We start from the raw sequence: 26,874 nt of genomic DNA, 5'->3' as shown, positions 1-26,874 counted from the left end.
CTGGGCACGCATGGCGCCCCCCGCGCGAATCACTGCCTTTACGACGAACAACTGATCTCCAGCCGCTTGCCCCATTCCGGTGGGCGCTCGGTGTAGCGTTGCATGCCGGGTTGTTCCTCGAACGGGCGTGACAGCACCGCGTGCAGTTCGCGGACCGGGCCGTAGTCGCCGCGCTCGGCGGCCTCGATAGCCTGCTGGGCCAGGTAGTTGCGCAGCAGGTAGAGCGGGTTGACGGCGTGCATGCGCGCGCGGCGGGCGTTCTGGTCGTCGCCTTCCCGGGCAGTGCGTTCGCGATAGGCCTGGCTCCACTGGTCGAAGCCGTTCAGGTCGATGAAGTCATCGCGCACCACGGCCAGCGCCTCCGCTGGCGCCTGCTCGCCCAGGCGGCGGAAGAACAGGTTGTAGTCCACCGCGCCGTTCTGCATCAGTTGCAGCAGGCGCTCGATCAGTTCGGCGTCGCCGTCCTCGGCCCGGGTGAAGCCCAGGCGGCGGCGCATCAGGTCCAGGTAGTGGGCCTGGAACAGCGGCAGGAACAGGCCCAGGGTCTCGCGCAGTTGCTCCACTTCGACAAAGGGCGTCAGCGCCTGGGCCAGGGCGCTGAGGTTCCAGTGGGCGATGGGCACCTGGTTGCTGAAGCTGTAGCGGCCGGCGTCGTCGGAGTGGTTGCAGATGTGGTTGGCGTCGAAGTCGTCGAGGAAGGCGTAGGGGCCGAAGTCGAAGGTGATACCGAGGATGGACATGTTGTCGCTGTTCATCACGCCGTGGCAGAAGCCGTAGGCCTGCCACCTGGCGATCAGCTCGGCGTTGCGCTCCACCACTTCGCGGAACATCGCCGCCCAGGGATTCTCGTCCGCCAGGCAGGCGGGGAAGTGGCAGGCCAGCACATGCTCGCCCAGTTCCTTCAGCCGTTCGTGCTGGTTGGTGTAGTAGAAGTATTCGAAGTGGCCGAAGCGCACGTGGCTGGGCGAGAGGCGCAGCAGCATGGCGCCGGTTTCCTGCTTCTCGCGCCACACCGGCGTGCTCGATCCGGTCACGCACAGGGCGCGGCTGGTGGGGATGCCGAGCGCGTGCAGGTATTCGCTGGCGAGGAATTCGCGGATCGAGCTGCGCATCACGGCGCGGCCGTCGCCCATGCGCGAGTAGGGCGTCTGGCCGGCGCCCTTGAGGTGCAGGTCCCAGTGTTCGTCGGCCTGGTTGACCACTTCGCCCAGCAGCAGCCCGCGGCCGTCGCCGAGGCGCGGATTGTAGACGCCGAACTGGTGGCCGGAATAGACCATGGCGCGCGGCTCTGCGTCGGACCACAGCTTGTGCCCGGTGAACAGCTCGGCGAACAGGGTGGTCTCGGCCTCCGCCGGGTCCAGGTCGAGCAGGGCGAAGGCCGCCGGGCTGGCCACCACCAGGCGGGGGTTGTCCAGCGGCTCGGGCAGCACCGAGGTGGAGAAGGCGTCGCCGAGGCGGGCGAAGCGGTTGTCGAACTGCAGCGCGTCGAGAGTCTTCATGGGCTCAGCTTGTCACGGGCACGCGGCCCTGGGGAGGTCGCGGGGATGGGCGGTCCCCGCGCGGTACATCAGCGAGGCGGCTGTTCCAGCACGTGCTCCTCACCGGTTTCTTCCGGAGCGGTGGCGCTCTTGCGGCTGAGGATGACGTCCATCTTCGGCACCGAGGCGATGTTGATGTCGTTCTCCTGGAACAGCTGGTCGATGCGCCGGTTCAGCTCGTCGGTGGCCAGGCCACGGTCGCCGAGTTCGCGCACGTACACCTTCAGCTCGTGCTCCAGGGCGCTGGCGCCGTAGGTCTTGAGCTGCACGTTGGGAGCCGGGTCGCGCAGCACCCGGCTGTTTTCCTGGGCGGCCTGCAGCAGCAGCTTGCGCACCAGTTCCAGGTCCGCGCCGCGGTTGACGTTGTAGACCAGCACGATGCGGGTGACGGTGTCGGTCAGGGTCCAGTTGATCAGCTGGCTGGTGAGGAGGATCTGGTTCGGCACGATCACTTCCTTGCGGTCGCTGTCGGTGATGTGCGTGGCGCGGATGCGGATGCGGTTGACCGTGCCGGTGACGGTGCCGATGGTCACCAGGTCGCCGATGCGGATCGGTCGCTCGAACAGCAGGATCAGGCCGGAGATGAAGTTGGCGAAGATCGCCTGCATGCCGAAGCCGATGCCCACCGAGAGCGCCGCCACCAGCCATTGCAGCTTGTCCCAGCTGACGCCGAGGGTGGACAGCGCGGCGACGAAGCCGAGGCCGCCGATGGCGTAGGAGAGCAGGGTGGTGGTGGCGTAGGCGCTGCCCTGGGCCAGCCTCAGCTTGGACAGCACCAGCACTTCGAGCAGGCCGGGCAGGTTGCCCGCCAGGGCGATGGTGATGACGGCGATGATCAGCGCGCCGAGCACGTCGAGCAGGCTGATGGGGATCTGCGTGGCATTGGCGCCGGTGCCGGCGGAGTACTGGTAGAGGGTGATCTGGTCGAGGTAGGCGAACACGCTGATCAGGTCCGCCCAGACCAGGTACATGCAGGCGATGAAGCCGCCGAGCAGGGCCAGGCGGATCAGGCGCAGCGACTGCTGGTTGATCTGCTCGATGTCCATCACCGGCTCCTCGACCACCACTTCGTCGCCTTCGGCGTTCTCCTTGGTCTGCGCCTGGCGCTTGGCGAGCACCCGCGCATAGGCCAGCCGGCGCGCGGCGACGGCCATGCCACGGACGAAGGTGGCCTCGATCAGCAGCACCAGGATCAGCAGGTAGAGGGTATTGATCAGGCGGTCGGTGAGCTTGAGCGAGGTGTAGTAGTAGCCGAAGCCGACAGCGACGATGAAGGCCAGCGGCAGCAGGGTGACGCCGATGCCGACCAGCAGGCGGAACGGCGGCGTCTGTTCGCGCATCGGCTCCGCCAGCAGCAGGTTGCTGAGGATCAGCGTCATCAGCGCATAGCCGGTGATCACCACGAGGATGCCCACGGCGTCGTCGGCCAGGGCCTGTGGCTGGTGCTCGGCGACGGTCACCACCGCCACCAGGGCCATCACCACCAGGCCCAGGCGGCGGATCTGCTTGTTCAGCAGCGCCACCTGCGGTCTCGGCCAGCGGAAGTGCAGCTCGGCGACGCCGCCCGGGGAGAGGATGCGGTAGAGGGTGTAGAACACCAGCCAGGCCTGGGCCATTTCCAGCAGGGCGCTGCCGAGGGTAGCGTTCTGGCCGCGGGCGTCGAGCAGCAGGGAGACGCCGCAGAGGGCGAGCAACAGGGTGACCGGCAGGGCTAGCAGCACGTTGATCAGGATCGCCAGCGGCGTGTGCATCTGGCTGTCGCGCTTGTAGTGGCCAATGTCCTCGTGCAGCGCCTGGAGCTTGTCGTACAGCCAGCGGCGTCGCCAGAGCAGCGCGCCGATCACCAGCAGCAGGGGGATGAACAGCCAGGGGCGATCGACCAGCCCGGCGCGCAGTTCGCTCACTCCGGCGCTCCAGGGCATGGTGGTCAGCTGGCGTTCCAACTGGCGCGGCAGCTGCTCCAGCCAGGACAGGTCGAGAGGCCTGTTGCTGGGAATCCAGAACATCTGTTCATCGAGCGTGGCGCGCAGGGTGCCGATCATTTCCTGCAGCTGCTTCTGGTTGAGCTGCAGGGTGATGGATTCGTTGAGCAGCGCGTTCAGCTCGCGGTTCATGTGCTGCAGCAGGTCGTTGCGGGTGGTGACCAGGTCCAGCAGCGTCTTGCGCAGCTCGGGTGTCACCTGCTCCTTGGGCTGGCCGGCGAGCAGGTCGTCGACGTAGCCCTGCAGGTTGCCCAGCTTGTCGCGCTCCTGGTTCAGCTCGAACTGGTAGAGGCGGATGTCGGCGATCTCGTCGGCCAGGTCGCGGTCCACCTGGGGCTTGGGCAGCGCCTGTTTCTGCTCGTAGAGGATCTTGGACAGCAGCAGGCTGCCCTTGAGCACGGCGATCTGCTCGTCCAGGGCCTGGTCGACCTGGCTTACGTTGTCGAGCTGCTGCTTGGTCTCCAGGTTCATCCGGGTCAGCTGGTTGAGCCGGTCGGTGGCGCGCAGCAGGTAGTCGGAAATCTTCAGGTTGATCGCGCTTTCCTTCGCCACCAGGCTATCCGGGGTGGCCTTCTCGGCCTCGCGGGAGAGTTCGGCGACCGTTTCCTGCGAGCTTTTCCGGCGCTTCTCGCTGATCAGGGCCTGCAGGTCGAGATTTTCCTGGTCGAGGCGGCGGATGCGTTCCTGCAGCAGTTCGTGGCGGGCGCTGCCGAGGTCCTGCAGCAGGCTGTTGCCGGCCAGCTCCTGGCGGCGCAGTTCGGTTTGCGCCTCAAGGGCGGCCAGCTCCGCGTTGAGCTGGCCGCGGCGCTCGGCGGACAGCGGCTTGCCGGCCTCCTTGCCGGCCTTGAGCAGGCCGTTGATCTGCAGGGTGCGGGTCTGGTTGCTGCTGATCTCGGCCTGGGCCCGCTCCGGGCGGGTCTGCGCGGTGATCAGCAGGCTGTTGGCCTCGGCCAGCGATTGCTGCCAGTTACCGAGCTTGGCGCTGCGTTCGTTGAGCTGCTGTTCCAGCTGTTCGACGTTGGCCCAGCCATAGCGGGTGGCCACGTTCAGCGGCGGCAGGTTCTTCAACCGGCCGAGTTCGCGCTGGGCCTCGCCGGTCAGGCGCGGGGCGTCGCGCAGCTGGATCTTCAGCGCCTCGAGCTTCTGCTGGCTCTCGTCACGGGCCGCGAGCAGGACCAGGGTCTGTTCGAGCTGGTTCTTGATCTCGCTCTGCTCGGCCTCCGGCAGCTTGCGGTCGGCCAGGGCGCCGAGGCTTTCCTGCACCGCCTTGGAGGTGGGCGGTTCGGCGGCGGCGAGCGGATTGGCGGTCAGGCAGAGGCCGATGAGCAGGGCGGTGAGCAGGGGGCGCAGGAAAGACATGGTCGCGGATGCGGTCCGTGGGCGAGTTGCGGCTAATGATATGCCAGGCGCCTCAGTGGCGCCCGGCCGGTTCTCAGAGGAAGAGTCCGGGCTTGGCCTGACCTTCCGGGAATCGGACGCCGACCTTGCGCACCTTGTTCCCTTCCATCAGGGCGACGGTCCAGGTCAGGCCGTTCCACTCGACCTGGTCGCCGAGGATCGGCTGGCCGCCGATCTCGTGGGCGATGAAGCGGCCCAGGGGCGTCTGGCCGTCGGTATCGCCGAGCGGCAGGCCGTAGAGCGTGGCGATGGCCGCCAGCTCGGCGTCGCCTTCCAGCACGAAGTCGCCGAAGAAGCGCATGTCCTGGCCGCGCTGGGGCGCCTGGCTGAACAGCTTGCCGAGGGCCGGCAGGTCGTGTTCGTGGCCGATCACGCAGAGGATGTCGCCGGCGTCCAGGGTGGTGCTGCCGGACGGGTGCAGCAGTTCGGTGCCGCGGAACAGGGCGGCGACGCGGGTACCCTCGGGCATCTTCAGGTCGCGCAGCGGCGCGCCGATGCACCACTTCTCCGGGCCGAGGCGGTAGACGAACAGCTCCCACTCGCTGGTCGGGTGCACCTCCAGGCCGCTGCGCGAGATCGGCGCCGGCTCCGGCGGCACCGTCACCCGCAGCAGTCGGGCCGCCAGCGGCAGGCTGGCGCCCTGCAGCAGCAGCGACACCAGGACGATGAAGAAGGCCAGGTTGAAATACAGCTGCGAGTTCGGCAGCCCGGCCATCATCGGGAACACGGCGAGGATGATCGGCACCGCGCCGCGCAGGCCGACCCAGGCGATGAAGGCCTTCTCGCGGTCGTGGAAGGCGCGGAACGGCAGCAGGCCGACCACCACCGACAGCGGGCGGGCGAACAGGATCATCCACAGCGCCAGGGCCAGGGCGGGAATGGCGATGGGCAGCAGGTCGTGCGGGGTCACCAGCAGGCCGAGCACCAGGAACATGCCGATCTGCGCCAGCCAGGCCATGCCATCGAGCATGTGCAGGATGCTGTGGCGCGAGCGGATCGGCCGGTTGCCCAGCACCAGGCCGCACAGGTAGGCGGCGAGGATGCCGCTGCCGTGCAGGAAGTTGGTCAGGGCGAACACCAGCAGGCCGCCGCTGACCACCAGCAGCGGGTAGAGGCCGTTGGGCAGGTTGACCCGGTTGATCAGTTGCAGCAGCACCCAGCCGCCGCCGAGGCCGAGCAGGGCGCCGATGCCGAATTCGCTGAACAGGTGGCCGACGAAGGCGATGCTGATCTCGCTCTGGCCCTTGGCGAGCATGTCGATCAGGGTCACGGTGAGGAACACCGCCATCGGGTCGTTGCTGCCGGACTCGATCTCCAGGGTGGCGGTCACCCGCTCGTTGAGGCCCTTGCCGCCAAGCAGGGAGAACACCGCCGCGGCGTCGGTGGAGCCGACAATGGCGCCGATCAGCAGGCCCTGCATCGGGTTCAGGTCGAACAGCCAGGCGGCGGCCATGCCGGTCAATCCGGTGGTGATCAGCACCCCGACCGTGGCCAGCGACAGCGCCGGCCAGAGCGCCACGCGGAAGCTCGACACCCGGGTGCGCAGGCCGCCGTCGAGCAGGATGATCGCCAGGGCCAGGTTGCCCACCAGGTAGGCCAGCGGGTAGTTGCTGAAACCGATGCCGCCGGGGCCGTCGATGCCGGCGACCATGCCGACGGCGAGGATGATCACCAGGATCGGGATGCCCAGGCGCGAGGAAATCGAACTCACCAGGATGCTCGCGCCCACCAGCAACGCGCCGATCAGGAACAGGCTATTGATGGAGGTGGCGTCCACGGGCGGAGCTCCAGGCGTTTGCGGCGGCGATGAGTGGTGAGGCAGGGAACGATCGCGCAGGGACGCGCGGTGCATGCCGGATTCTAACCTGAGGCGGGCGCGGGGCCGCAAGCGAGACATATGAGGTGAATTGGTTGGGGCGGCAGGCCATGGCGGCGCAATATCTCGACCATCCTAGAACGTACGACTCCAGGCAACGTGCATGCGTGAGTGATCGTCCAGCATGACAGCGTGCGAATTGGGGGGGCTGAGGGATGAAGTCCATCTGTCAGAGTGCTTTCGGCAGCAATTCGAAGAGCCCTGTTAACCATGTCTCCCGGCTGAGCGTATGGGCGCCACGTAATCCCGGGTGCGTAGGGTGCGAGTCTGAGGGGCGTGGCTGCTTTGTGCCGGCAACTGTGGTAAAAAGACGCGCGGCCACCTCGGTGGCCGCAACGTTCTCAGGGCGGGGTGAGATTCCCCACCGGCGGTAATGGCCTTCGGCCTAGCCCGCGAGCGCTCGCCACGGCACCTGCCGCGCGAGGTCAAGCAGACCCGGTGCGATTCCGGGGCCGACGGTATAGTCCGGATAAAGAGAGAGCGGGATTCCCTTCCGGGGCGCCATCGGCTGCGCCCGCGAAAATCCCTATCGATCGGCATTGCCCTGTTTTTGACCAAAACAGGAGATCATCCATGCTGCTTTGCAAGACTCACCGGGAGGACGCATGTTCACCGGCATAATCGAATCCATCGGCACCATCCGTGCGCTGACGCCCAAGGGCGGCGACGTGCGCGTCTACGTCGAGACCGGCAAGCTGGACCTTGGCGACGTCAAGCTGGGCGACAGCATCGCGGTCAACGGCGTGTGCCTGACCGCGGTCGAGCTGCCCGGCGACGGCTTCTGGGCCGACGTCAGTCGCGAGACCCTCACCCGCACCGCCTTCGTCGAGCTGAAGGCCGGCAGTCGGGTCAATCTGGAGAAGGCCCTGACGCCCACCAGCCGCCTGGGCGGCCATCTGGTCAGCGGCCATGTCGACGGGGTCGGCGAGATCGTCAAGCGCGAGGAAAACGCCCGCGCCATCCAGTTCACCGTGCGCGCGCCGCGCGAGCTGGCCAAGTACATCGCCCTCAAGGGCTCGATCACCGTCGACGGCACCAGCCTGACGGTCAACGCAGTCAACGGCGCCGAATTCGAGCTGACCATCGTGCCGCACACCCTGGTCGAGACCATCATGGCCGACTACCGCCCCGGTCGCCGGGTCAACCTCGAAGTGGACCTGCTGGCGCGCTATCTGGAGCGCCTGCTGCTCGGCGACAAGGCCGCCGAGCCCGGCTCGTCCGGCATCAGCGAAGCCTTCCTGGCCGAACACGGCTACCTGAACAAGTGAGATGCGCCGCCATGGCCCTGAATACTGCAGAAGAACTGATCGAAGACATCCGCGCCGGCAAGATGGTCATCCTCATGGATGACGAGGACCGCGAGAACGAGGGCGACGTGATCATCGCCTCCGAATGCGTGACCGCCGAGCACATCAACTTCATGGCCCGCTTCGCCCGTGGCCTGATCTGCATGCCGATGACCCGCGAGCGTTGCGAGACGCTCAACCTGCCACTGATGGCGCCACGCAACGGCTCCGGCTTCGGCACCAAGTTCACCGTCTCCATCGAGGCGGCCGAGGGCGTCACCACCGGCATCTCCGCCGCCGACCGCGCGCGTACCGTGCAGGCCGCCGTCGCCAAGAGCGCGGTGGCCGACGATATCGTCAGCCCCGGCCATATCTTCCCGCTGATGGCCCAGCCCGGCGGCGTGCTGGCTCGTGCCGGCCACACCGAGGCGGCCTGCGACCTGGCGCGCATGGCCGGCTTCGAGCCTTCCGGCGTGATCTGCGAGATCATGAACGACGACGGCACCATGGCTCGCCGCCCGGAGTTGGAGAAGTTCGCCGAGGAGCACGGCCTGAAGATCGGTACCATCGCCGACCTGATCCACTACCGGCTGATCCACGAGCGCACCGTCGAGCGCGTCAGCGAGCAGCCGCTGGATACCGAGCTGGGCCAGTTCACCCTGGTCACCTACCGCGACGGCGTGGAGAACACCGCGCACATGGCCCTGACCCTGGGCAAGGTATGCGCCGAGGAGCCGACCCTGGTGCGGGTGCACAACATGGAGCCGCTGCGCGACCTGTTCCTGGTCAAGCAGCCGGGCCGCTGGAGCCTGCGCGCGGCCATGTCCGAGGTGGCGAAGGCCGGTAGCGGTGTGGTGCTGCTGCTGGGCAACCCGCTCACCGGCCCCGAGCTGCTGGCCCACCTGGGCAAGCAGCCGACGCCGAGCCCGGCGACCTACAGCACCGTCGGCGCCGGCTCGCAGATCCTCCGCGATCTGGGTGTGCGCAAGATGCGTCTGATGAGCTCGCCGATGAAGTTCAACGCCATATCCGGCTTCGATCTGGAAGTTGTAGAATACCTGCCCGCTGAATGAGGCCCGCCGCGGCCTTCGTTCATATCCTATGTTTACGGGGCGCCCCCGCGGCGCCCCGGCTCTTTATCCGAACCGAGACTCGCCCATGACCCTGAAGACCATCGAAGGTACCTTCATCGCGCCGCAAGGCAAATACGCCCTGGTGGTTGGCCGCTTCAACAGCTTCGTCGTCGAGAGCCTGGTCAGCGGCGCCGTCGACGCCCTGGTCCGCCACGGCGTGAAGGAAAGCGACATCACCGTCATCCGCGCCCCGGGCGCTTTCGAGATTCCGCTGGTCACCCAGAAGGTCGCCCAGCGCGGCGAATTCGCCGCCATCATCGCCCTCGGCGCGGTGATCCGTGGCGGCACCCCGCACTTCGAATACGTCGCCGGCGAGTGCACCAAGGGCTTGGCCCAGGTGTCCATGGAATACGGTGTGCCGGTCGCCTTCGGCGTACTGACCGTCGACTCCATCGAGCAGGCCATCGAGCGTTCCGGCACCAAGGCCGGCAACAAGGGCGCCGAGGCCGCGCTGTCCGCCCTGGAAATGGTCAGCCTGCTGGCGGCCCTGGAGGCCAAGTGAGCCTGAATCACGACGACAGCCAGGACGCTCCGCAGCCCAAGGCCAAGGGCAAGATCGCGCAGCGTCGCGTGGCCCGCAGCCTGGCCATGCAGGCGCTGTACCAGTGGCACATGGCCGGCCAGTCGCTGAACGAGATCGAGGCGCAGTTCCGCGTTGACAACGACTTCAGCGGAGTCGACGGCGCCTACTTCCACGAGATCCTCACCGGCGTGGCCCGGCAGAAGCCGGAGCTGGACGCGTCCTTCGCGCCGTTCCTGAGCATTCCGCTGGACGAGCTGGACCCGGTCGAGCTGGCCATCCTGCGCCTGTCCGCCTGGGAGCTGAAGGATCGCGTCGACGTGCCCTACAAGGTAGTGATCAACGAGGGCATCGAGCTGGCCAAGGTGTTCGGCGCCACCGACGGGCACAAGTTCGTCAACGGCGTTCTGGACAAGCTGGCGCCGGAGCTGCGCGCGGCCGAAGTCAAGGCCAACAAGCGCTGACGGATGGGCTGCCTGGCGTTCCCTCGCCCCCAACCCCTCTCCCAGAGGGAGAGGGGAGCGTTTCGTGGGTGAGTTCGAGCTGATCCGCCGCTACTTCGCCGCCGCGCCCTGCGCGCAGGCGGCCGAGGGCGTGGTGCTGGGCATTGGCGACGACTGCGCCCTGCTGCAGCCCGGCGCTGGCCGGCAGCTGGCCGTGTCCACCGACACCCTGGTGGCCGGCGTGCATTTCCCCGACCCCTGCGATGCCTTCCTGCTCGGCCAGCGCGCTCTGGCGGTCAACGTCAGCGACCTCGCCGCGATGGGCGCCGATCCTCTGGCCTTCACCCTCGCCCTGACCCTGCCCGATGCCCGCGCCGACTGGCTGGATGGCCTCGCCCGCGGCCTGTCGCGGATGGCCGGGCGCTGCGCCATCGCCCTGGTCGGCGGCGACACCACCCGCGGTCCGCTGAGCCTGACCCTCACCGTGTTCGGCCAGGTGCCGGCCGGTCAGGCCCTGATCCGGGCCGGCGCGCGGCCGGGCGACCTGCTGTGCGTTGGCGGCAGCCTGGGCGATGGCGCCGGCGCGCTGCCGCTGGTGCTGGGCCGGCAGGCGGCCGTGGGCGCCGACGCCGACTATCTGCTGCAACGCTACTGGGCGCCCGAGCCGCAGCTGGCCCTGGGGCAGTGGCTGCGCGGTCGGGCGACGGCGGCGCTGGACATCTCCGACGGTCTGCTGGCCGACTGCGGCCATATCGCCGCTGCGTCGGGGCTGGCCCTGGAGATCGAGCTGGAGCGCCTGCCGCTGTCGCCGGCGCTGCGGGCGCTGGCCGGCACGGCGGCGACGGACTGCGCGCTGGGCGGTGGCGACGACTACCGGCTGGCGTTTACCCTGCCGCCTGAACTCCTGCCGGCGCTGCAGGCCCAATGGCCGGAGGCCGCGGTGATCGGCCGGGCACGGCCGGGACAGGGCGTGAGCCTGGTGGACGGCCAGGGCCGCCACCACGAGCCGTCAAGGACGGGCTATCAACATTTCGGGAGTCGTGGTGACTGAACTGGTGAAAGTGGCGCCGCAGGTCTGGCGCAACCCCTGGCATTTCCTCGCCTTCGGCTTCGGCTCCGGCCTCATGCCCAAGGCGCCGGGCACCTGGGGCTCGCTGGTGGCGATCCCCTTCATTCCCCTGTGGCAGATGCTGCCGGACTGGGGCTACTGGCTGATGCTCGGCGTGACCATGCTGTTCGGCTTCTGGTTGTGCGGCCGGGTGGCCGAGGACATGGGTGTGCACGACCACGAAGGCATCGTCTGGGACGAGATGGTCGGCATGTGGATCACCCTCTGGCTGGTGCCGGAAGGCTGGCAGTGGTTGCTGCTAGGCTTTCTGGTGTTCCGGCTGTTCGACATCATCAAGCCTTGGCCCATCCGCTGGATCGACCGCCATGTGCATGGTGGCATCGGCATCATGCTGGACGATGTGCTGGCCGGGGTGTTCGCCTGGGTCGCCATGCAACTGCTGGTGTGGGGGCTGGCCTGAGCCGAGGGATGCGGATGCGCGCGTGGATGCTGGGGTTGCTGCTCGGTCTGGTCGGACTCTCCGCCCAGGCGAGCCAGGCGCTGCCCGACAAGGTCCAGCTGGTCAGCGAATACTGGGCCGACTACACCAACCGCGATGGCAGCGGCATGGCCTGGGAAATCATGCGCAAGGTGTTCGAGCCAGCCGGGGTGCGGGTGGACCACCGCAACGTGCCCTACACCCGCTCGGTCGGCCTGGTGCAGCGTGGCGAGGCCGATGCCTGGCTGGGTTCCTACCTCGGCGAGGTCGAAGACAAGGTCGTCTACCCGCGCTGGCCGTATGACGCCGACCTCATCGCGGCGCTCGGGCTCGTGGAGCAGCCGGTGCCCGACCTGCACGACCTGAAGAAGTACCGGCTGGCCTGGATGCGTGGCTACGGCTTCCAGAAGTACCTGCCTGGGCCGCTGAATTTCCAGGAGATCGAGCGGCGTTCCGGCATCTTGGGCATGCTCGAACGGGGTCACGCCGACTTCTACATCGACGCCATCACCGAGGCCACAGACGTGCAGGAAAGCGGGCCGCAGCCGGAACGCTTTCGCATCACGGCGCTGACCCGCTTGCCGCTGTACGTCGGCTTTGCCGATACTGCGCGCGGGCGTGCCCTGGCCGAGCTGTATGACCGGCGCATGACCGAACTGGTGCGCGATGGCAGCCTGCGGCCGATCTTCCGGCGCTGGTCCCAGGAGTACCCCTTCGACGAGGACATGGAGAGACCCGATGCGTCGCCTTGAGCTGTTCGCCGCCGGCCTGTTGCTGGCCCTGACCCCGCAGCTGCACGCCGAGCCCCAGGTGCAGGTGGTCGGCCTGTTCCCCGGCGCCGCAGTGCTGCTGGTCGACGGCCACCGCAAGCTGGTGCGCACCGGGCAGACCGGACCGGGTGGGGTCAAGGTGGTGAGCGCCGACAACAAGGGCGCGGTGCTGGAGATCGAGGGCGTGCAGCGCAGCTACGCGCTGTCGCGCGAGTACAACCAGGCCGGCCCTACCGAATCGCAGAAGACCCAGTTCAGCATCAGCCGTGGTGCCGGCAACCACTACTGGGTGGCCGGTTCCATCGACGGTCATCCGGTGCAGTTCCTGGTCGACACCGGCGCCACCACGGTGGCGATGAACGAGGGCCAGGCGCGCCGCCTTGGCCTCGACTACCGGGTGGATGGCCGACCCATGATGGTCAGCACCGCCGGCGGCAATATCAAGGCCTGGCGGGTCAAGCTGGACCGCGTCAAGGTCGGCGGCCTGGAGGTGCTCGGTGTGGAGGGCGCGGTGCTGGAAGGTGACTCGCCCACCGAAGTGCTGCTGGGCATGAGCTTCCTCAGCCGGGTGCGCTGGCGCGAGGAAAACGGTGTGCTGCAGCTGGAATCCAAGCTCTAGCGCCAACCGCAGGGTGCGCTGCGCGCCCGCCACTCCAGGCAATCGCCGCGCATGGCGTATCTGCCCGTCAGATCGACCCTTTCGATCCTTATCGACGACAATTCAGGCTGCGCCGGCCGCCGCGCTGGCTGGTACAATGCGGCCTTTTCCGCCGAACCTCACAGGAGCACCCGGTGTCCGTCGTCTTCGTCGCCGCCTCCCAGCTGCCCACGCCTTTCGCGGTGTTCACCATGCATGGTTTCCTCGACGAGGAGAGCGGCAAGGAGCATGTGGCCCTGACCCTGGGCGACGTCGCCGACGGGCGGCCAGTGCTGGGCCGCCTGCACTCCGAGTGCCTGACCGGTGATGCCCTGTTCAGCCAGCGCTGCGACTGCGGCGCCCAGCTCGAAGCCGCCCTGCGCGCCATCGCCGCCGAGGGCCGTGGCGTGCTGCTGTACCTGCGCCAGGAGGGCCGTGGCATCGGCCTGCTGAACAAGATCCGCGCCTATGAGCTGCAGGACGGCGGCGCCGACACCGTCGAGGCCAACGAGCGCCTGGGCTTCGCCGCCGACCAGCGCGACTACACGATCTGCCAGCCGATGCTCGATCACCTGGGCATCCGCGCCATCAACCTGATGACCAACAACCCGCGCAAGGTCAAGGCGCTGGAGGACATCGGCGTGCGCGTGGCCGAGCGCCGGGCTCTGGAGGCGGGGCACAACCCGCACAACCGCAAGTACCTGGCGACCAAGGTCGGCAAGCTCGGCCACATGCTCGGGCTGCTGCACCAGGCGGAGGAAGAATGACCCGCGCCGAGGTGCGCCGCCGGCTCGCCCTGGAATGGTGGCGCTGGCTCGGCTTCGCCCTCGGTCCGCTGTTCCTCCTCAATCTGCTATTCGGCGGCAGCCAGGCGCTCGGCAGCGTGATGGAGATGCCGCTGTTCATCGCCGGCATGGCGTCCATGTTCGTCAGCCTGCCGCTGTTTTCCGGCTACAAGCGCGCTCTGATCGCCACCCAGGCGGCGCTGGACGGCGAGCACGAGCGCGAGGCCTGGCTGGAGCTGGCCCGGCAGCGACGCAAGGGGTTCCTCGGTGCCGGCCTGCCGGCCTGGATCGCCGCGCTGGCGCTGTTCAGCGGGCTCAACGCCGTCGCCCTGATCCTCCTGGCCATGAGCAGCGTGGTGTTGCTCTGCCTGTATCGCATCCCGCGCCAGCTTGGCTAGACCGCTGCTGCTCGCCTGTCTGTTCCTGGCCTGCCAGCCGCTGGTGGCGGCCGAGCGGGTGGTCAGCCTGGCGCCGTCGATGTCGGAAATCGTTGTCGAACTGGGCGCCCAGGATCGCCTGGTGGGCCTGCTGGAAGGCGGCGAGCGGCCGGCGGCACTGGCCGAAGTGGCTTCGGTGGGGCGCTTCGGCACCCTGGAGCTGGAGACCCTGCTCAGCCTCAAGCCCGACCTGCTGCTGTTGACGCCCGGCAGCCTGCCCGACGCCCAGCGCCGCCAGCTCGACGACATGGGCATCCCCCTCTACTTCGGCGATCCCCGCGATCTGGAGCAGCTCGCCGAGCTGTTTGCCGAACTCGGCGAGCGGATGGGGCGCGCCGAGCGTGGCAGTGAGCTGCGCGACGGCTTCCGCCAGGGCATGGCGGGGCTGCGCGCCCGCTACCACCGCGAGCCTGCACTGCCGGTGTTCTACCAGATCTGGCACCAGCCGCTGTACACCGTGGGCGCCGGGCAGATCATCGGCGACGCCCTGAGCGTGTGCGGGGCGCGCAACGTGTTCGACGACCTGCGGATGCCGGCGCCGCAGATCGGCGTCGAGGCGGTACTGGCCCGTTCGCCGCGGGTGATCCTGGGCGGCAGCGGCGCCGAACTGGAGCACTGGCGCGCCTGGCCGCAGCTGGCGGCGGTGCGCCTGGACCAGCTCTGGCCGGTGCCGGACAAGGGCATCGAACGCCCCAGCTTCCAGATGCTGGAAGCCACCGGGAAGCTGTGCGAGCTGCTGGCGCGGGCCAGGTAGCAAGAATCACGCGGGTTTCACCCGCCCTACCGTAGGGCGGGTGAAACCCGCGCATGGCGCGTGGACAAAAGGCCCTATCCCGGGGAGCGCCTGTCAGTCGAGGCATTTCCATGGTTGGCGAGCGCCATTGACCCTGTGGGAGCGGACTTGTCCGCGAACGGGGTTGATGGCAAAGCATCGCGGCCAATCGGAATGGCTATGTCCCCGTTGGTAGTTGCACGCCTTGTGGGAGCGGATTTACCCGCGAATTTCGCGGCTGAGGCCGCTCCCACAAGAGCAGAATTAACGGGTACATAGCCATCGGAATGCCGTTCAGCCACTCCCACAAAGGCGTCTGTTCGCCACAGCCGACTCGGGCATAGCCAAGGAAAAACGCCGTGATCCAGCAGGGGAATCGCGGCGTTTCTCTTGACCGACGGGCATTACCCGCCGTGGGTCTTTCGCATTCCTCTCTGGCGAGGATTACAGCTTCGGACTCCAGGTCAGGCCCAGCATCAGGCTGCGCGGAGTCTCCTGGTAGCCGTAGTAGCGGTAGTCGCCGGCGTACTGGTACAGGGCGTTGCTGTAGCCCTTGTCCAGCACGTTGGCCAGCTTGAGGTCGAGAGCCATTTCGTCGCTGGCCTTCCAGCTGCCGCGCAGGTCGAGCACGCCGTAGCCGGGAATCTCGCGCTGGTTGGCCACGTCGTCGTAGCGCTGGCTGAACAGCTGCCAGCTGGCGCCCACGGCGAAGGCACCGATGTCGCGGTCCAGGTCCAGGCTCAGGCTGCGCTTGGCGCGGCGCGCCAGGGTGTGGCCGCTGTCGCGGTCGCGCGGGTCGATGATGCTCAGCGCCAGGTTGCCGCGCCAGCCGAACAGGTCCTGTTGCAGGCTCGCCTCGAAGCCGTTGATGCGCGCCTCGTCGACGTTGTAGTTGCGGCCGATGTAGGTCATCGGGTCCCAGACGTAGGTGATCAGGTCGCGGATGTCGGTGCGGTACAGCGAGGCTTCCAGGCGGGTGCCTTCCGCCAGCTGGCTGCGCCACTGCAGCTCGACGCTCTTCGAGCGCTCGGGGTCGAGGTCCGGGTTGGCGCCCCAGCTGTCCGGGCCGTAGAGGTCGTTGAAGGTGGGCACGCGGAAGCCTTCGGCGTAGGACAGCACTAGTTCGTTGGCGCTGTTCAGCGGCAGGGTCAGCGCGGCGTTCCAGGTGTTCTCGCTGCCGAACTGCTCGTTCTTGTCGTGGCGCAGGCCGATCTCGGTGGAGAAGTGTTCGCCACGGTAGCCGTGCTGCACGAACAGCGCCTGGTTCCAGCGGCTCTCCTCGCTGTACGCGGTGGCGCTGTGCAGCTTGTCCTTCAGGTAGTCGAGGCCGGCGCGCAGCTGGTGGCCGTTGCCCAGTTCCACGGTGTTCAGCCAGGCGGCGGAGTCGCGGTAGGTGTTGAACACGTCGCTGCCCGGGTAGAGCTTGTCGAGGTCTTCCTGGCGGTCTTCGCTGTGGCCCAGCTCCAGGCGGCTGTTCCAGTTGTCGCCGAGCTTCGCGTCGGCGTAGGCCGCCACGCTGCTCAGGCTGAATTCGCTCCAGGGCTGGGCCGGGAAGGTCTCGTAGGTGGTGGTGTCGAAGCGGCCGTAGGGGTTGTCGTACTCGCTCTTGCCGCGCTGGTCCACGGCGCTGAGGCCGATTTCCAGAACGTCGCTGACGGCGTGCGACAGGTTCAGGCCGAAGCTGCGGTTGCGGTAGGCGTCGTGGTCACGGTCGCTGTCGAAGGACAGGCCGGTGCGGTCGATGCCGTCGGTCTCCACCAGGCTGCCGGTGAGGTTGTAGCGGGTGCGGCCGTCGCCGCCGGACACGCCCAGGCTGCGTTCCCAGGTGCCGTCGCTACCGCCGGCCAGGCGCAGCTGGGGGTGGATGCCCTGGCTCTCGCCGCGGCGGGTGAAGATCTGCACCACGCCGCCGAGGGCGTCCGCGCCGTACAGGGCCGAGCGCGAACCGCGCAGCACCTCGACCCGCTCGATCTGCTCGATGCTCAAGTGCTGCAGCGCCGCGCCGCCGGCGGAGACCGAGCCGACACGCACGCCGTCGATCAGCAGCAGGCTCTGGGCGTTGCTGGTGCCGCGGATGAACAGGCTGGTGTTGGCGCCGCGACCGCCGTTGCGCACCACCTGCACGCCGGGCACGCGCGACAGCAGTTCGCCCACGCTGGCGGGGCGCAGGCGCTCGATGTCTTCGCGGGTGAACACGCTGACCGCCGCGCTGCTCTCGCCGCGAGGCTGGGCCTCGCGGTTGGCGGTGACCACGGTGTCGGACAGTTTCAGCGCCTGGTCCAGGGGCAGGTCGTCGGCGAGTGTCAGGCCGGGGGCGAGTGCCACGGCCAGGGCGAGACGGGAAATCTTCATCATCGGTTCCTCAAAAGGTCAGGCTTTCGAGGAGGGCAGGAGCAGGCGTGGCGGGCGGCCGTACCTGATGGTGCCGCCCTCCGCAACACCAGTGGTCACCATGCAGGCCGGTATCCGGGCTCTCGACTCCCATCCGCCCGCCTTCCCGTGCCTGGGCACAGTGGCTTCGAGCGGACGCCGATCAGCGATCGGGGTCGATTACCGTTGCGGGGGCAGCGCCGGGATGGTTCGTGGGGAACGCACCGGCTTCCCGTTTAATGCCGTGGCGACGAGGCCGAGGGGCTCCGTCCGGCACACCTGGATGGGTGCGCGCGACCTTAAGCGCTTGGCCCCGTCAATACAAGTGCTATCGCGGCAGTAGCGCGTCGCTTTGCAACGCTTGGGCGAGGTTGTTGCGGATGTCCTCGAAGCAGGCTTCCGCCAGCGGCGAGCGCGGCGTGCCGCGGGCCATGATCAGGCTCAGCGGGGCGAGGGTGTGGGCGTCCTCGATGGGCACCAGGCGCAGGTGCTCGTCGTGGGCCTGGAGCGAGGCGTCCAGCGGCACCACCCCGCAGCACAGGCCCGCGCCGACCGCCTGCAACAGGTGGAAGATCGAGTCGGTCTCCAGCCGCAGCTGCGGCTTGAGGGCGCGCTGGCGGAAGGCGTGGTCGATCGACTGGCGGAAGTGCATGCCGGCCGACAGCAGCCCCAGGGGCAGTTCGGCGACCGCCTGCCAGCCCAGGCCGGCCGGGTCGAAGCGGAAGTGCCGGGTGTCGTGGAGCAGACCCATGGCGGTGGGCTCCAGGCTGTGCACCGTGAAGTGCTCGCGGGTGGCGAGGCGCTCGATGTAGGCCAGGCCGAGGTCCAGCTGGTTGCGGGTGAGCTGTTCGAGGATCTGCTCGCTGCTCAGGGCGAACAGCTGGAAGCGCATCTGCGGGTGGCTGGCGAACAGCAGCTCGACCAGGCGGATGGGGTCCAGCCCGGCCAGCGGCACCACGCCGAGGCGCAGGGTGCCGACCAGTTGCCCGCGGCAGGCCGCCGCCTCGGCGTAGAGGCCGGCTTCCGCGTCCAGCAGGTTGTGGGCCCAGGCCAGGATGCGCTCGCCCGCCGGGGTGAAGCCGAGGAAGCGCTGGTTGCGCCGGATCAGCTCCAGGCCCAGTTCGTCTTCCAGGTCGCGCAGGCGCATGGACAGGGTCGGCTGGGTGACATGGCAGTCGGTCGCGGCCAGGCCGAAGTGGCGGGTCCGCTCGAGGGCGACGAGAAACTTGAGCTGCTTGATGTCCATGGCGCATCCGCTCCGTACGGGTCGGAGCCGCGCGCATGGCGCGGCGCCGGGTCAGCCTGTGGTGCCGCCGCGGATGACGCCGGCCGGTCTCAGCCTTGCAGCTGTTCCAGGCGGCGACGCACCGCGGCCTCGATGCCCTGGGCGTCCAGGCCGCACTCGGCCAGCATCTCGGCCGGCTTGGCGTGTTCCACGTAGCCGTCGGGCAGGCCGAGGTGCAGCAGCGGTCCGACGATGCGCTCGGCGGCGAGGAATTCGCCGACGGCCGAGCCGGCACCGCCCATCACGGCGTTTTCCTCGATGGTCACCAGCAGCTCGTGGCTGCCAGCCAGCTCGCGTACCAGGGCCTCGTCCAGCGGCTTGACGAAGCGCATGTCGACCACCGTGGCGTCGAGCGCCTCGCCGACGCGCAGGGCCTCGGCCAGCTGCACGCCGAACGCCAGCAGGGCGACCCGCTGGCCGCGACGGCGAACCACCGCCTTGCCGATCGCCACCGGCTCCAGGGCCGGGTCGATGGGCGCGTTGGGGCCGCTGCCGCGCGGGTAGCGCACGGCGGCCGGGCCGGCGAAGTGGTAGCCGGTGGTCAGTAGCAGGCGCAGTTCGTTCTCGTCGCTGGGCGTGGCGATCAGCATGCCGGGGATGCAGCGCAGGTAGGAGATGTCGAAGCTGCCGGCGTGGGTCGGGCCGTCCTCGCCGACCAGGCCGGCGCGGTCGATGGCGAACAGCACGTCGAGGTTCTGCACCGCAACGTCGTGGATCAGCTGGTCGTAGGCGCGCTGGAGGAAGGTGGAGTAGATCGCCACCACCGGCTTGGCGCCATCGCAAGCCAGGCCGGCGGCCAGGGTCACCGCGTGCTGCTCGGCGATGGCCACGTCGAAGTAGCGCTCGGGGAAGCGCTCGGCGAAGGCCACCAGGTCGGAGCCTTCCTTCATCGCCGGGGTGATGCCGACCAGGCGCTCGTCCTGCTCGGCCATGTCGCACAGCCACTGGCCGAACACGCTGGAGTACTTCGGCCCGGATGGCTTCTTCGGCTGGGCCGGGGCGTTGATCGGCTCCAGCTTGGTGATGGCGTGGTAGCCGATCGGGTCGGCCTCGGCCGGGGCGAAGCCCTTGCCCTTCTTGGTCACCACGTGGAGGAACTGCGGGCCCTCCAGGTCGCGCATGTTGCGCAGGGTGGCGAGCAGGGTCGGCAGGTCGTGGCCGTCGATCGGGCCGATGTAGTTCCAGCCCAGTTCCTCGAACAGGGTGCCGGGCACCAGCATGCCCTTGGCGTGTTCCTCGGTCTTGCGCGCGATCTCCCAGGCGCCGGGCAGGCGCGAGAGGATCTTCTTGCTGCCCTCGCGCATGCTCGAATAGGTGCGGCTGGAGAGGATCTTGGCCAGGTAGTTGGACAGGCCGCCGACGTTCTTGGAGATCGACATGTCGTTGTCGTTGAGCACCACGAGCATGTCGGCCTTGACGTCGGAGGCGTGGTTGAGCGCTTCGAAGGCCATGCCGGCGGTCAGCGCGCCGTCGCCGATCACCGCCACCGCCTTGCGCCTGCTGCCCTGCATGCGGGCGGCGATGGCCATGCCCAGGGCCGCGCTGATGCTGGTGCTGGAGTGGCCGACGCCGAAGGTGTCGTACTCGCTCTCGCTGCGCCGCGGGAAGGCGGCCAGGCCGTCTTTCTGGCGCAGGGTGCCCATGCGCTCGCGGCGACCGGTGAGGATCTTGTGCGGATAGGCCTGGTGGCCCACGTCCCACACCAGGCGGTCGTCCGGGGTGTCGAAGACGTAGTGCAGGGCGATGGTCAGTTCGATCACGCCGAGGCCGGCGCCGAAGTGCCCGCCGGTCTGGCCGACGCTGTACAGCAGGTACTGGCGCAGCTCGTCGGCGAGGCTTTCCAGCTCGCTCTCGGCCAGGCGGCGCAGGCCGTCCGGGGTGTCCGCACGGTCGAGCAGGGGCGTGGCAGGGCGCTCGCGGGGGATCTCGTGGAAAGTGGTCGGCATCAGGCGGATCGTTATAGGCGTACAAATAGATGCGGCAGTTTACCTGAAGCGCTGGAAACAGCCCAAACGACCTGTAACGGGATCGAACGGCGGGGCGGCCCCGCCCCGGATCACGGCACCCTACGCGGCATAGTGGCGGCCGAGGAAGTCCAGCAGCAGGGCGTTGACCCGCGCGCCGTCCTCGCTCTGCAGCCAGTGGCCGCAGCCGGCCAGCAGGTGCTGTTCCAGGCGCGGCACCTTGTCGGCCATGCGCTTGAGGGTGGGCGCCTCGAAACGGCCGACCGGATCGCGCTCGCCGAGCAGGAACAGGGTCGGCTGCTCCACCCGCAGCCCGGCCAGGGGCTCGGTGCGCTGCCAGTTGCGCTCGAAGTTGCGGTACCAGTTCAGTGCGCCGTGGAAGCCGCGGCCGGCGAAGGTGCGCTCGTACACCGCGAACAGCTCGGGCGGGCACCAGGCCGGCAGCGGCAGGTCGCCCATGCCGTCGAACAGCCGGGCGTCGGCCGGCTTGTCCTGCAGCAGCGCGCCTTCCAGGCCGCCGAGCAGCAGGCGCAGGCTGCGGCCGATGTCGGCGTCCAGCTCGGCCTCGGCCAGCCCCGGCTGCTGGAAGTAGAGGATGTAGTGGAAGCGCCCGGCGTAGGCCTCGCGCATCATCTCGATAGCCGGCCGCCTGGGCCGGCCGCCGAAGGGCACGGACAGCGCGCCCAGCGCCTGCACCCGCTCGGGCTCCAGCAGCGCCAGGTGCCAGGCCACCGGCGCGCCCCAGTCGTGGCCGACCACGGCGACGCGATCCTGGCCGAGGGCGTCCATGGCGCCCTGGATGTCGCCGCACAGGGTGATCAGGTCGTAGGCCGCGGGATCGTTCGGCGCGCTGCTCTGCCCGTAGCCGCGCATCTCCGGGGCCAGCACCCGGTAGCCGGCGGCGGCCAGCGCCTCGATCTGCGGGTGCCAGGCGTACCAGCATTCGGGGAAGCCGTGCAGCAGCCAGACCGGGCGGCCGTTCTCGGGCCCCGCGCTGTAGAGGCTGAGGTCGATGCCGTTGACCGCGAGAATCCGATGTTCGATGTGCATGGGAGTGCTCCTTACCAGGTGTCGACGAAGGGCCGCTTCTTGCCCTCGCGGGCAGGCGGTCTGGGCGCGGCGTTGAGCCCGCGCAGCAGCCAGGCGCGGCTCTCGGCCGGATCGATCACGGCGTCGATCTCCAGGTAGCTGGCCATGTTCAGTGCCTTGCCCTGTTCGTAGGCCTTGCCGACCAGCTTGTCGAACAGCGCCTGGCGCGCGGCGTCGTCCGGCTGGGCCGCCAGCTCCTTGGCGAAGCCCAGGCGCACCGCGCCCTCCAGGCCCATGGCGCCGAACTCGCCGCTGGGCCAGGCGGCGGTGAACAGCGGCGAGTGGAAGCTGCCGGCGGCCATCGCCTGGGCGCCCAGGCCGTAGCCCTTGCGCAGCACCAGGGTGAAGAATGGCACGCTGAGGCTGGCGGCGGTGACGAACATGCGCGACACGTGGCGCACGGTGCCCTGCTTCTCCGCCTCCGGGCCGACCATGAAGCCGGGCGTGTCGCACAGCGAGACGATGGGCAGGTCATGGGCCTCGCACAGCTGCATGAAGCGCGCGGCCTTGTCGCCCGCCACCGCGTCGATGGCGCCGCCCAGGTGCGCCGGGTTGTTGGCGATCAGGCCGAACGGCTGGCCCTCGATGCGGATCAGCGCGGTGACCAGGCCGGGGGCGAACGGGCGGCGCAGTTCCAGCACGCTGCCCTGGTCGGCCAGGGTGGCGATCACCTGGCGGATGTCGTAGACGCGCAGGCGGTTCTCCGGGATCAGGTGGCGCAGCTCGCGCTGGTCGGCGCAGCGCCAGTCCGCCAGCCAGCCCTGGAAGTAGGACAGGTACTGTTTCGCCACCCGCACCGCCTCGGCCTCGTCCTCCACCAGCACGTCGATCACCCCGTTGGGGCCCTGCACGGCGGTCGGGCCGACTTCCTCGGGCTTGTAGCTGCCCAGGCCGCCGCCCTCGATCATCGCCGGGCCGGCCATGCCGATGCTGGCGTTGCGGGTGGCGATGATCACGTCGCAGCAGCCGAGCAGGGCGGCGTTGCCGGCGAAGCAGCGGCCGGAGACCACGCCGACCAGCGGCACCAGGCCGGACAGCCGGGCCAGGCCGACGAAGGTGTGGCAGTCCAGTCCGGCCACGCCGACGAAGTCGGTGTCGCCCGGCCGGCCGCCGCCGCCCTCGGCGAACAGCACCAGCGGCAGGCGCCACTGCTCGGCCAGGCCGAGCATGCGGTCGGTCTTCTTGTGGTTCATCACGCCCTGGGTGCCGGCGAACACTGTGTAGTCGTAGGCGATGGCCATGCAGCGCGCGGCCTGCTCGCCGAACTGCGCGGCGCCGACCGTGCCGATGCCGGCCACCAGGCCGTCGGCCGGGCTCAGCTCCAGCAGTTCCTCGGCGCTGCGCCGGCGGCGCTGGGCGGCCAGGGCCATGGCGCCGTATTCGATGAAGCTGCCCTCGTCGAGCAGGTCGGCGAGGTTCTCGCGGGTGGTGCGCTGGCCGGTCCTGCGCCGCTTGGCCACCGCCTCGGGGCGGCGCGCGTCGGTCAGGCGTTCATGGCGCTCCAGCACCTCGGCCAGGTCGGAGCGGATGTGTTCGAGGTCGACCGCCTGCTCGTTCAGCGCAGCGCCGCCGTCCACCTCGGCCGGTTCGAGGAACAGCAGCGCCTGGCCCTCGGCCAGGGCGTCGCCGGGGGCCGCGGCCAGGGCGCGGACGATGCCGCCGCGCTCGGCGCGCACCTCGAACTCCATCTTCATCGCTTCGAGCACGGCCAGGGTCTGGCCGGCGGCCACGGCGTCGCCCTCGGCGACTTCCAGGCAGACCAGCACGCCGGTGCTCGGCGTGTTCAGGGCGACGGTGCCGGGCGGGGCATCGACGCTCTCGCGGCGGGCGTCCGCCGCCGCGCCGCCGCCGCTGAAGTAGCGGTGCGGGTGGGTCTCGCCACGGGCGGCCAGCAGCTCGGCCAGGTGGCGCTCGACGAAGCGGGTGTCGACCCGGTTGGCGGCGACTTCCTCGCGCTGCAGCAGGTTCTGCAGCAGGTGCAGGTTGCTCGCCACGCCTTCCAGGCGGAATTCGCACAGGGCGCGGTAGGCACGGCGCAGGGCGCCCGGGTAGTCCGGCGCGGTGGCGATCAGCTTGGCCAGCAGCGAATCGTAGGCCGGGCTGACCGGGTAGCCGGCGTAGCCGTAGCCGTCCACCCGCAGGCCGGGGCCGGAGGGCGGCTGGTAGGCGCTCAGCACCCCGGCGGCGGGGCGGGCGCTGCCGTCGGCCTGCAGGGTTTCGAGGTTCAGGCGCAGTTGCACGGCGCAGCCCTGCGGCGGCGGTGGGCTGTCCAGGCCGAGCTCGGCCAGGCGGCTGCCGGCGGCCAGACGCAGCTGGGCGTGCAGCAGGTCGACGCCGGTGACCTGCTCGGTGACGGTGTGTTCCACCTGCACCCGTGGGTTGGCTTCCATGAAGTAGAAGCGGCCCGGGCGATCCAGGTCGAGGAGGAATTCGAAGGTGCCGATGCCGCGATAGCCCACCTCGCCGGCCAGGCGCAGGGCACAGGCGATGATCGCCTCGCGGGTGGCGCCCTCCAGGTCCGGGCTGGGGGCGATCTCCACCAGCTTCTGGTTGCGCCGCTGCAGGCTGCAGTCGCGCTCCCACAGGTGGCTGACGGCGCTGCCGTCGCCGAGCACCTGCACCTCGATGTGGCGGGCATTCCGCACCAGTTGCTCGACGTACAGCTCGCCGTTGCCGAAGGCGGTCTGCGCTTCGGACTGGCAGCGCGCGTAGGCCTCGCTCAGCTCGTCGGCGCTGGCGACCGCGCGCATGCCGCGCCCGCCCCCGCCGGCCAGGGCCTTGAGCATCACCGCGCCGTGCTCGGCCTGGAAGGCCAGGGCCTGGTCGAGGTCGACGGCGCGGTTGAGGCCCGGCACCAGCGGCACCGCGCAGCGCTCGGCCAGCGCGCGGGCGGCTGCTTTGTCACCGAACAGCTCCAGCACTTCGGGCGCCGGGCCGACGAAGACCAGGCCGGCGGCCTGGCAGCGGCGGGCGAACCCGGCGTTCTCGGCGAGGAAGCCGTAGCCCGGATGCACGGCGTCGCAGCCGTGCTCGCCGGCCAGGGCGATCAGCTGGTCCATGTCCAGGTAGGCGGGCACGCCGCGCCCCTTGAGCGGCACGGCGAGGTCGGCCTTGCGCGTGTGCAGGCTGGCGCCGTCGTCCTCGGCGTACACGGCGACGGAGCGGATGCCGAGGTCCGCGCAGGCCTGGGCGATGCGGATGGCGATCTCGCCGCGGTTGGCGATCAGCAGGCTGGCAAAGGGCGGTTTCACAGCAGGTTCTCCAGTTCGTTCTTCTTCACCTTGCCGGTGGCGGTCATCGGCAGGGATTCGGCCAGGCGGATCTCCGGCACCTTGTAGACGGCCATGGCGTCCGCGCACCAGGCGCGCAGGCTGTCGGCGCTTTCCGTGCTGCCCGGCTTGAGCACGACGAAGGCCACCGGCTGCTGGCCGCGCCTGTCGTCGGCGCGGCCGATCACCGCGCTGGCGAGGATGGCCGGGTGCTGGCCGAGCAGCGCCTCGATCTCGCTGGGGAATACGCTCATGCCGTTGACCTTGAGCATTTCCTTGCGTCGCCCGAGGTAGCGGATGAAGCCCTGCTCGGTGATCTGGCCGAGGTCGCCGGTGTGCAGCCAGCCGCCCTGCAGGGTGGCGGCGCTTTCCTCCGGGCGCTGCCAGTAGCCGTGCATCAGTGACGGGCTGCGCACGCACAATTCGCCCTCGGCGCCCAGCGGCAGCAGCTCGCCGCTGGTGAAGTCGCAGACCTTGAAGCGGGTGCCGGGCACCGGCAGGCCGACGAAGGTCGGCGCGCTGTTGAGGTCGAAGTCGTCGCCCTGCAGGCCGTAGGTGAAGGTGTCGCTGGTGTGGGTCTCGGTCATGCCGAAGCTGAATTCGAACAGGGTGGTGCCGGTCAGCTCGCGCCAGCGGCGGCGGTAGTCGACGGTGAGCTTCTTGATGAAGGAGATGGCGCCGGTGCGCTCCAGCGAGCGCAGGTCGTGGTCGGCCAGGCGCGGGTGGTCGAGCACCTCGGCGGCGCTGTCGACCAGCAGGCCGCAGTGGCTGACGCGGTAGTGCTGAACGGCGGCCATGAAGGCCTCGGCGTCCCAGCGTGCCAGCAGCACCAGGCGGCAGCCCGCGTACACGGGGGCGAGCAGCCCGGCGTTCTCGCCGGCGATCCAGAACTCGGGCAGGAAGTTGAGCACGGTGTGCTCGGGCGTCAGGCCGAGGGCGGTCGGCACGAAGCTGGCGCAGGTGTAGAGCATGTTGCCGTGGGTATGCACGCAGCCCTTGGGCAGGCCGGTGGTGCCGCCGGTGTAGTTGAGCGCGGCGATGTCGTCGAGCCGGGGGCGATGCTCGGGCGCGGCCGCCCGGCAGGCATCCAGCGCCGGCAGGAAGTCGATGAAGTCGTCGCCCGCCAGCTTCGGTGCCAGCAGCAGGTCGGGCAGCGGCAGGCTCGGCACGCTGGGGTGCAGTTCGCTGAGGCTGGTGGCCAGCACGCGGCGCAGCGGGGTTTCGCCGTGCACCTGGCGCACGATCGGCAGCAGCTGGTCGAAGCAGATCAGGGTCTCGGCGCCGCTGTCGCCCAGCTGATAGCTCAGCTCCAGGCCCTTCGACAGCGGGCTGACCGGCACGTAGACCGCGCCGGCGCGGAGGATGCCGTAGAAGGCGACATGCAGCTGCGGGCAGTTGGGCATGAACACCGCCACGCGCTCGCCGGGGCGCACGCCGAGTTCGGCCAGCAGGGCGGCGCAGCGGTCGGCCAGGCGGTCCAGCTCGGCCCAGCTCAGCGCGTGGCCGTAGAAGTCCAGGGCGACCGCATCGGGCTTGCTCCCGGCCCAGGCGCGCAGGTATTCGGTCAGCGGCTGGCGGCCGTGGGGGTATTGCGGCTCGCGCGCCGCGCCGGCGGGCCAGGCGGCGGCGTGCAGGCCGTCGAGGTGTTCGAGGTAGGCGTCGAGGGACATGCTAGCGCTCCCGTTGTTGTTCTTGTGCTGCGGGCATCTTAGGCGGGTGGTGGAGGCGCCAGAACTGACGCTTATTCATCCGCATACATGAATGCCATGCATG

The 26,874-nt window shown here is 69.3% G+C and carries 20 protein-coding genes and 2 riboswitches; of the genes, 11 read left to right on the top strand and 9 right to left on the bottom strand.

Annotation, left to right across the window (positions count from 1 at the left end):
- Nucleotides 1-38 precede the first annotated feature (38 nt).
- The 3 genes from selO to N7640_RS06035 form a co-directional block, all read right to left on the bottom strand.
- Nucleotides 39-1,499, bottom strand: a complete 1,461-nt coding sequence (gene selO, locus N7640_RS06045) for a protein adenylyltransferase SelO (protein WP_279901867.1) — start codon at nucleotides 1,497-1,499, stop codon at nucleotides 39-41.
- Between the two features lie 68 nt (nucleotides 1,500-1,567).
- A complete protein-coding gene (gene mscK / locus N7640_RS06040) occupies nucleotides 1,568-4,879 on the bottom strand; it encodes a mechanosensitive channel MscK (protein WP_279901869.1) in 3,312 nt (1,103 codons plus the stop codon).
- Between the two features lie 73 nt (nucleotides 4,880-4,952).
- Nucleotides 4,953-6,695: a potassium/proton antiporter gene (locus N7640_RS06035; RefSeq protein WP_279901871.1), complete on the bottom strand. Its 1,743-nt coding sequence runs from the start codon at nucleotides 6,693-6,695 to the stop codon at nucleotides 4,953-4,955.
- Between the two features lie 432 nt (nucleotides 6,696-7,127).
- Nucleotides 7,128-7,280, top strand: a riboswitch (FMN riboswitch).
- A gap of 119 nt (nucleotides 7,281-7,399) precedes the next feature.
- Between N7640_RS06035 and N7640_RS06030 the strand changes: the two genes are divergently transcribed.
- The 11 genes from N7640_RS06030 (at nucleotide 7,400) to N7640_RS05980 (ending at nucleotide 15,106) form a co-directional block, all read left to right on the top strand.
- Nucleotides 7,400-8,062 carry a riboflavin synthase gene (locus N7640_RS06030; RefSeq protein ID WP_279901872.1) on the top strand — a complete coding sequence of 221 codons (663 nt, stop codon included), beginning with the start codon at nucleotides 7,400-7,402 and terminating at the stop codon, nucleotides 8,060-8,062.
- Between the two features lie 11 nt (nucleotides 8,063-8,073).
- The gene (gene ribBA, locus N7640_RS06025) at nucleotides 8,074-9,153 is read left to right on the top strand and encodes a bifunctional 3,4-dihydroxy-2-butanone-4-phosphate synthase/GTP cyclohydrolase II (RefSeq protein WP_279901873.1); all 1,080 of its coding nucleotides are present in this window, start codon (nucleotides 8,074-8,076) and stop codon (nucleotides 9,151-9,153) included.
- 85 nt (nucleotides 9,154-9,238) lie between these two features.
- The gene (gene ribE, locus N7640_RS06020) at nucleotides 9,239-9,715 is read left to right on the top strand and encodes a 6,7-dimethyl-8-ribityllumazine synthase (RefSeq protein WP_043310363.1); all 477 of its coding nucleotides are present in this window, start codon (nucleotides 9,239-9,241) and stop codon (nucleotides 9,713-9,715) included.
- On the top strand, nucleotides 9,712-10,197 hold the full coding sequence (gene nusB / locus N7640_RS06015; protein ID WP_220814686.1) for a transcription antitermination factor NusB: 486 nt from the start codon (nucleotides 9,712-9,714) through the stop codon (nucleotides 10,195-10,197). The genes ribE and nusB overlap by 4 nt, the downstream gene beginning before the upstream one ends.
- A 64-nt stretch (nucleotides 10,198-10,261) precedes the next feature.
- Nucleotides 10,262-11,227, top strand: coding sequence for a thiamine-phosphate kinase (thiL, locus tag N7640_RS06010; protein ID WP_279901874.1), 966 nt, complete (start codon nucleotides 10,262-10,264; stop codon nucleotides 11,225-11,227).
- A complete protein-coding gene (locus tag N7640_RS06005; protein ID WP_262880365.1) occupies nucleotides 11,220-11,705 on the top strand; it encodes a phosphatidylglycerophosphatase A in 486 nt (161 codons plus the stop codon). The genes thiL and N7640_RS06005 overlap by 8 nt, the downstream gene beginning before the upstream one ends.
- A gap of 8 nt (nucleotides 11,706-11,713) precedes the next feature.
- Nucleotides 11,714-12,475, top strand: coding sequence for a transporter substrate-binding domain-containing protein (locus N7640_RS06000; RefSeq protein WP_279901877.1), 762 nt, complete (start codon nucleotides 11,714-11,716; stop codon nucleotides 12,473-12,475).
- The gene (locus N7640_RS05995; RefSeq protein ID WP_279901879.1) at nucleotides 12,462-13,112 is read left to right on the top strand and encodes a TIGR02281 family clan AA aspartic protease; all 651 of its coding nucleotides are present in this window, start codon (nucleotides 12,462-12,464) and stop codon (nucleotides 13,110-13,112) included. The genes N7640_RS06000 and N7640_RS05995 overlap by 14 nt, the downstream gene beginning before the upstream one ends.
- Before the next feature lie 173 nt (nucleotides 13,113-13,285).
- Nucleotides 13,286-13,897, top strand: coding sequence for a GTP cyclohydrolase II (gene ribA, locus N7640_RS05990; RefSeq protein ID WP_279901881.1), 612 nt, complete (start codon nucleotides 13,286-13,288; stop codon nucleotides 13,895-13,897).
- Nucleotides 13,894-14,313: an MFS transporter gene (locus N7640_RS05985; protein ID WP_279901883.1), complete on the top strand. Its 420-nt coding sequence runs from the start codon at nucleotides 13,894-13,896 to the stop codon at nucleotides 14,311-14,313. The genes ribA and N7640_RS05985 overlap by 4 nt, the downstream gene beginning before the upstream one ends.
- Nucleotides 14,306-15,106, top strand: a complete 801-nt coding sequence (locus tag N7640_RS05980; protein ID WP_279901885.1) for a helical backbone metal receptor — start codon at nucleotides 14,306-14,308, stop codon at nucleotides 15,104-15,106. Before N7640_RS05985 ends, N7640_RS05980 begins: the two co-directional genes overlap by 8 nt.
- A gap of 462 nt (nucleotides 15,107-15,568) precedes the next feature.
- Here N7640_RS05980 and N7640_RS05975 read toward each other — a convergent pair whose 3' ends face one another.
- The 6 genes from N7640_RS05975 to N7640_RS05950 form a co-directional block, all read right to left on the bottom strand.
- A complete protein-coding gene (locus N7640_RS05975) occupies nucleotides 15,569-17,476 on the bottom strand; it encodes a TonB-dependent receptor (RefSeq protein ID WP_279901887.1) in 1,908 nt (635 codons plus the stop codon).
- 87 nt (nucleotides 17,477-17,563) lie between these two features.
- Nucleotides 17,564-17,792, bottom strand: a riboswitch (cobalamin riboswitch).
- 30 nt (nucleotides 17,793-17,822) lie between these two features.
- Nucleotides 17,823-18,740, bottom strand: coding sequence for a LysR family transcriptional regulator (locus N7640_RS05970; RefSeq protein WP_279901889.1), 918 nt, complete (start codon nucleotides 18,738-18,740; stop codon nucleotides 17,823-17,825).
- A gap of 89 nt (nucleotides 18,741-18,829) precedes the next feature.
- On the bottom strand, nucleotides 18,830-20,725 hold the full coding sequence (dxs, locus tag N7640_RS05965; protein WP_279901891.1) for a 1-deoxy-D-xylulose-5-phosphate synthase: 1,896 nt from the start codon (nucleotides 20,723-20,725) through the stop codon (nucleotides 18,830-18,832).
- Nucleotides 20,726-20,845: 120 nt separating this feature from the next.
- Nucleotides 20,846-21,793 carry an alpha/beta hydrolase gene (locus N7640_RS05960; RefSeq protein ID WP_279901893.1) on the bottom strand — a complete coding sequence of 316 codons (948 nt, stop codon included), beginning with the start codon at nucleotides 21,791-21,793 and terminating at the stop codon, nucleotides 20,846-20,848.
- Between the two features lie 11 nt (nucleotides 21,794-21,804).
- A complete protein-coding gene (locus N7640_RS05955; RefSeq protein WP_279901895.1) occupies nucleotides 21,805-25,083 on the bottom strand; it encodes a carboxyl transferase domain-containing protein in 3,279 nt (1,092 codons plus the stop codon).
- Nucleotides 25,080-26,771, bottom strand: coding sequence for an AMP-binding protein (locus tag N7640_RS05950; protein ID WP_279901897.1), 1,692 nt, complete (start codon nucleotides 26,769-26,771; stop codon nucleotides 25,080-25,082). Before N7640_RS05950 ends, N7640_RS05955 begins: the two co-directional genes overlap by 4 nt.
- Between the last annotated feature and the right edge of the window lie 103 nt (nucleotides 26,772-26,874).

Origin of the sequence: Pseudomonas sp. GD04015 (assembly GCF_029837675.1) — a bacterium.
Classification (GTDB): domain Bacteria; phylum Pseudomonadota; class Gammaproteobacteria; order Pseudomonadales; family Pseudomonadaceae; genus Aquipseudomonas; species Aquipseudomonas paralcaligenes.
Note: the sequence above shows the minus strand (reverse complement) of the source record. Positions and strands in the feature narration are given on the sequence as shown.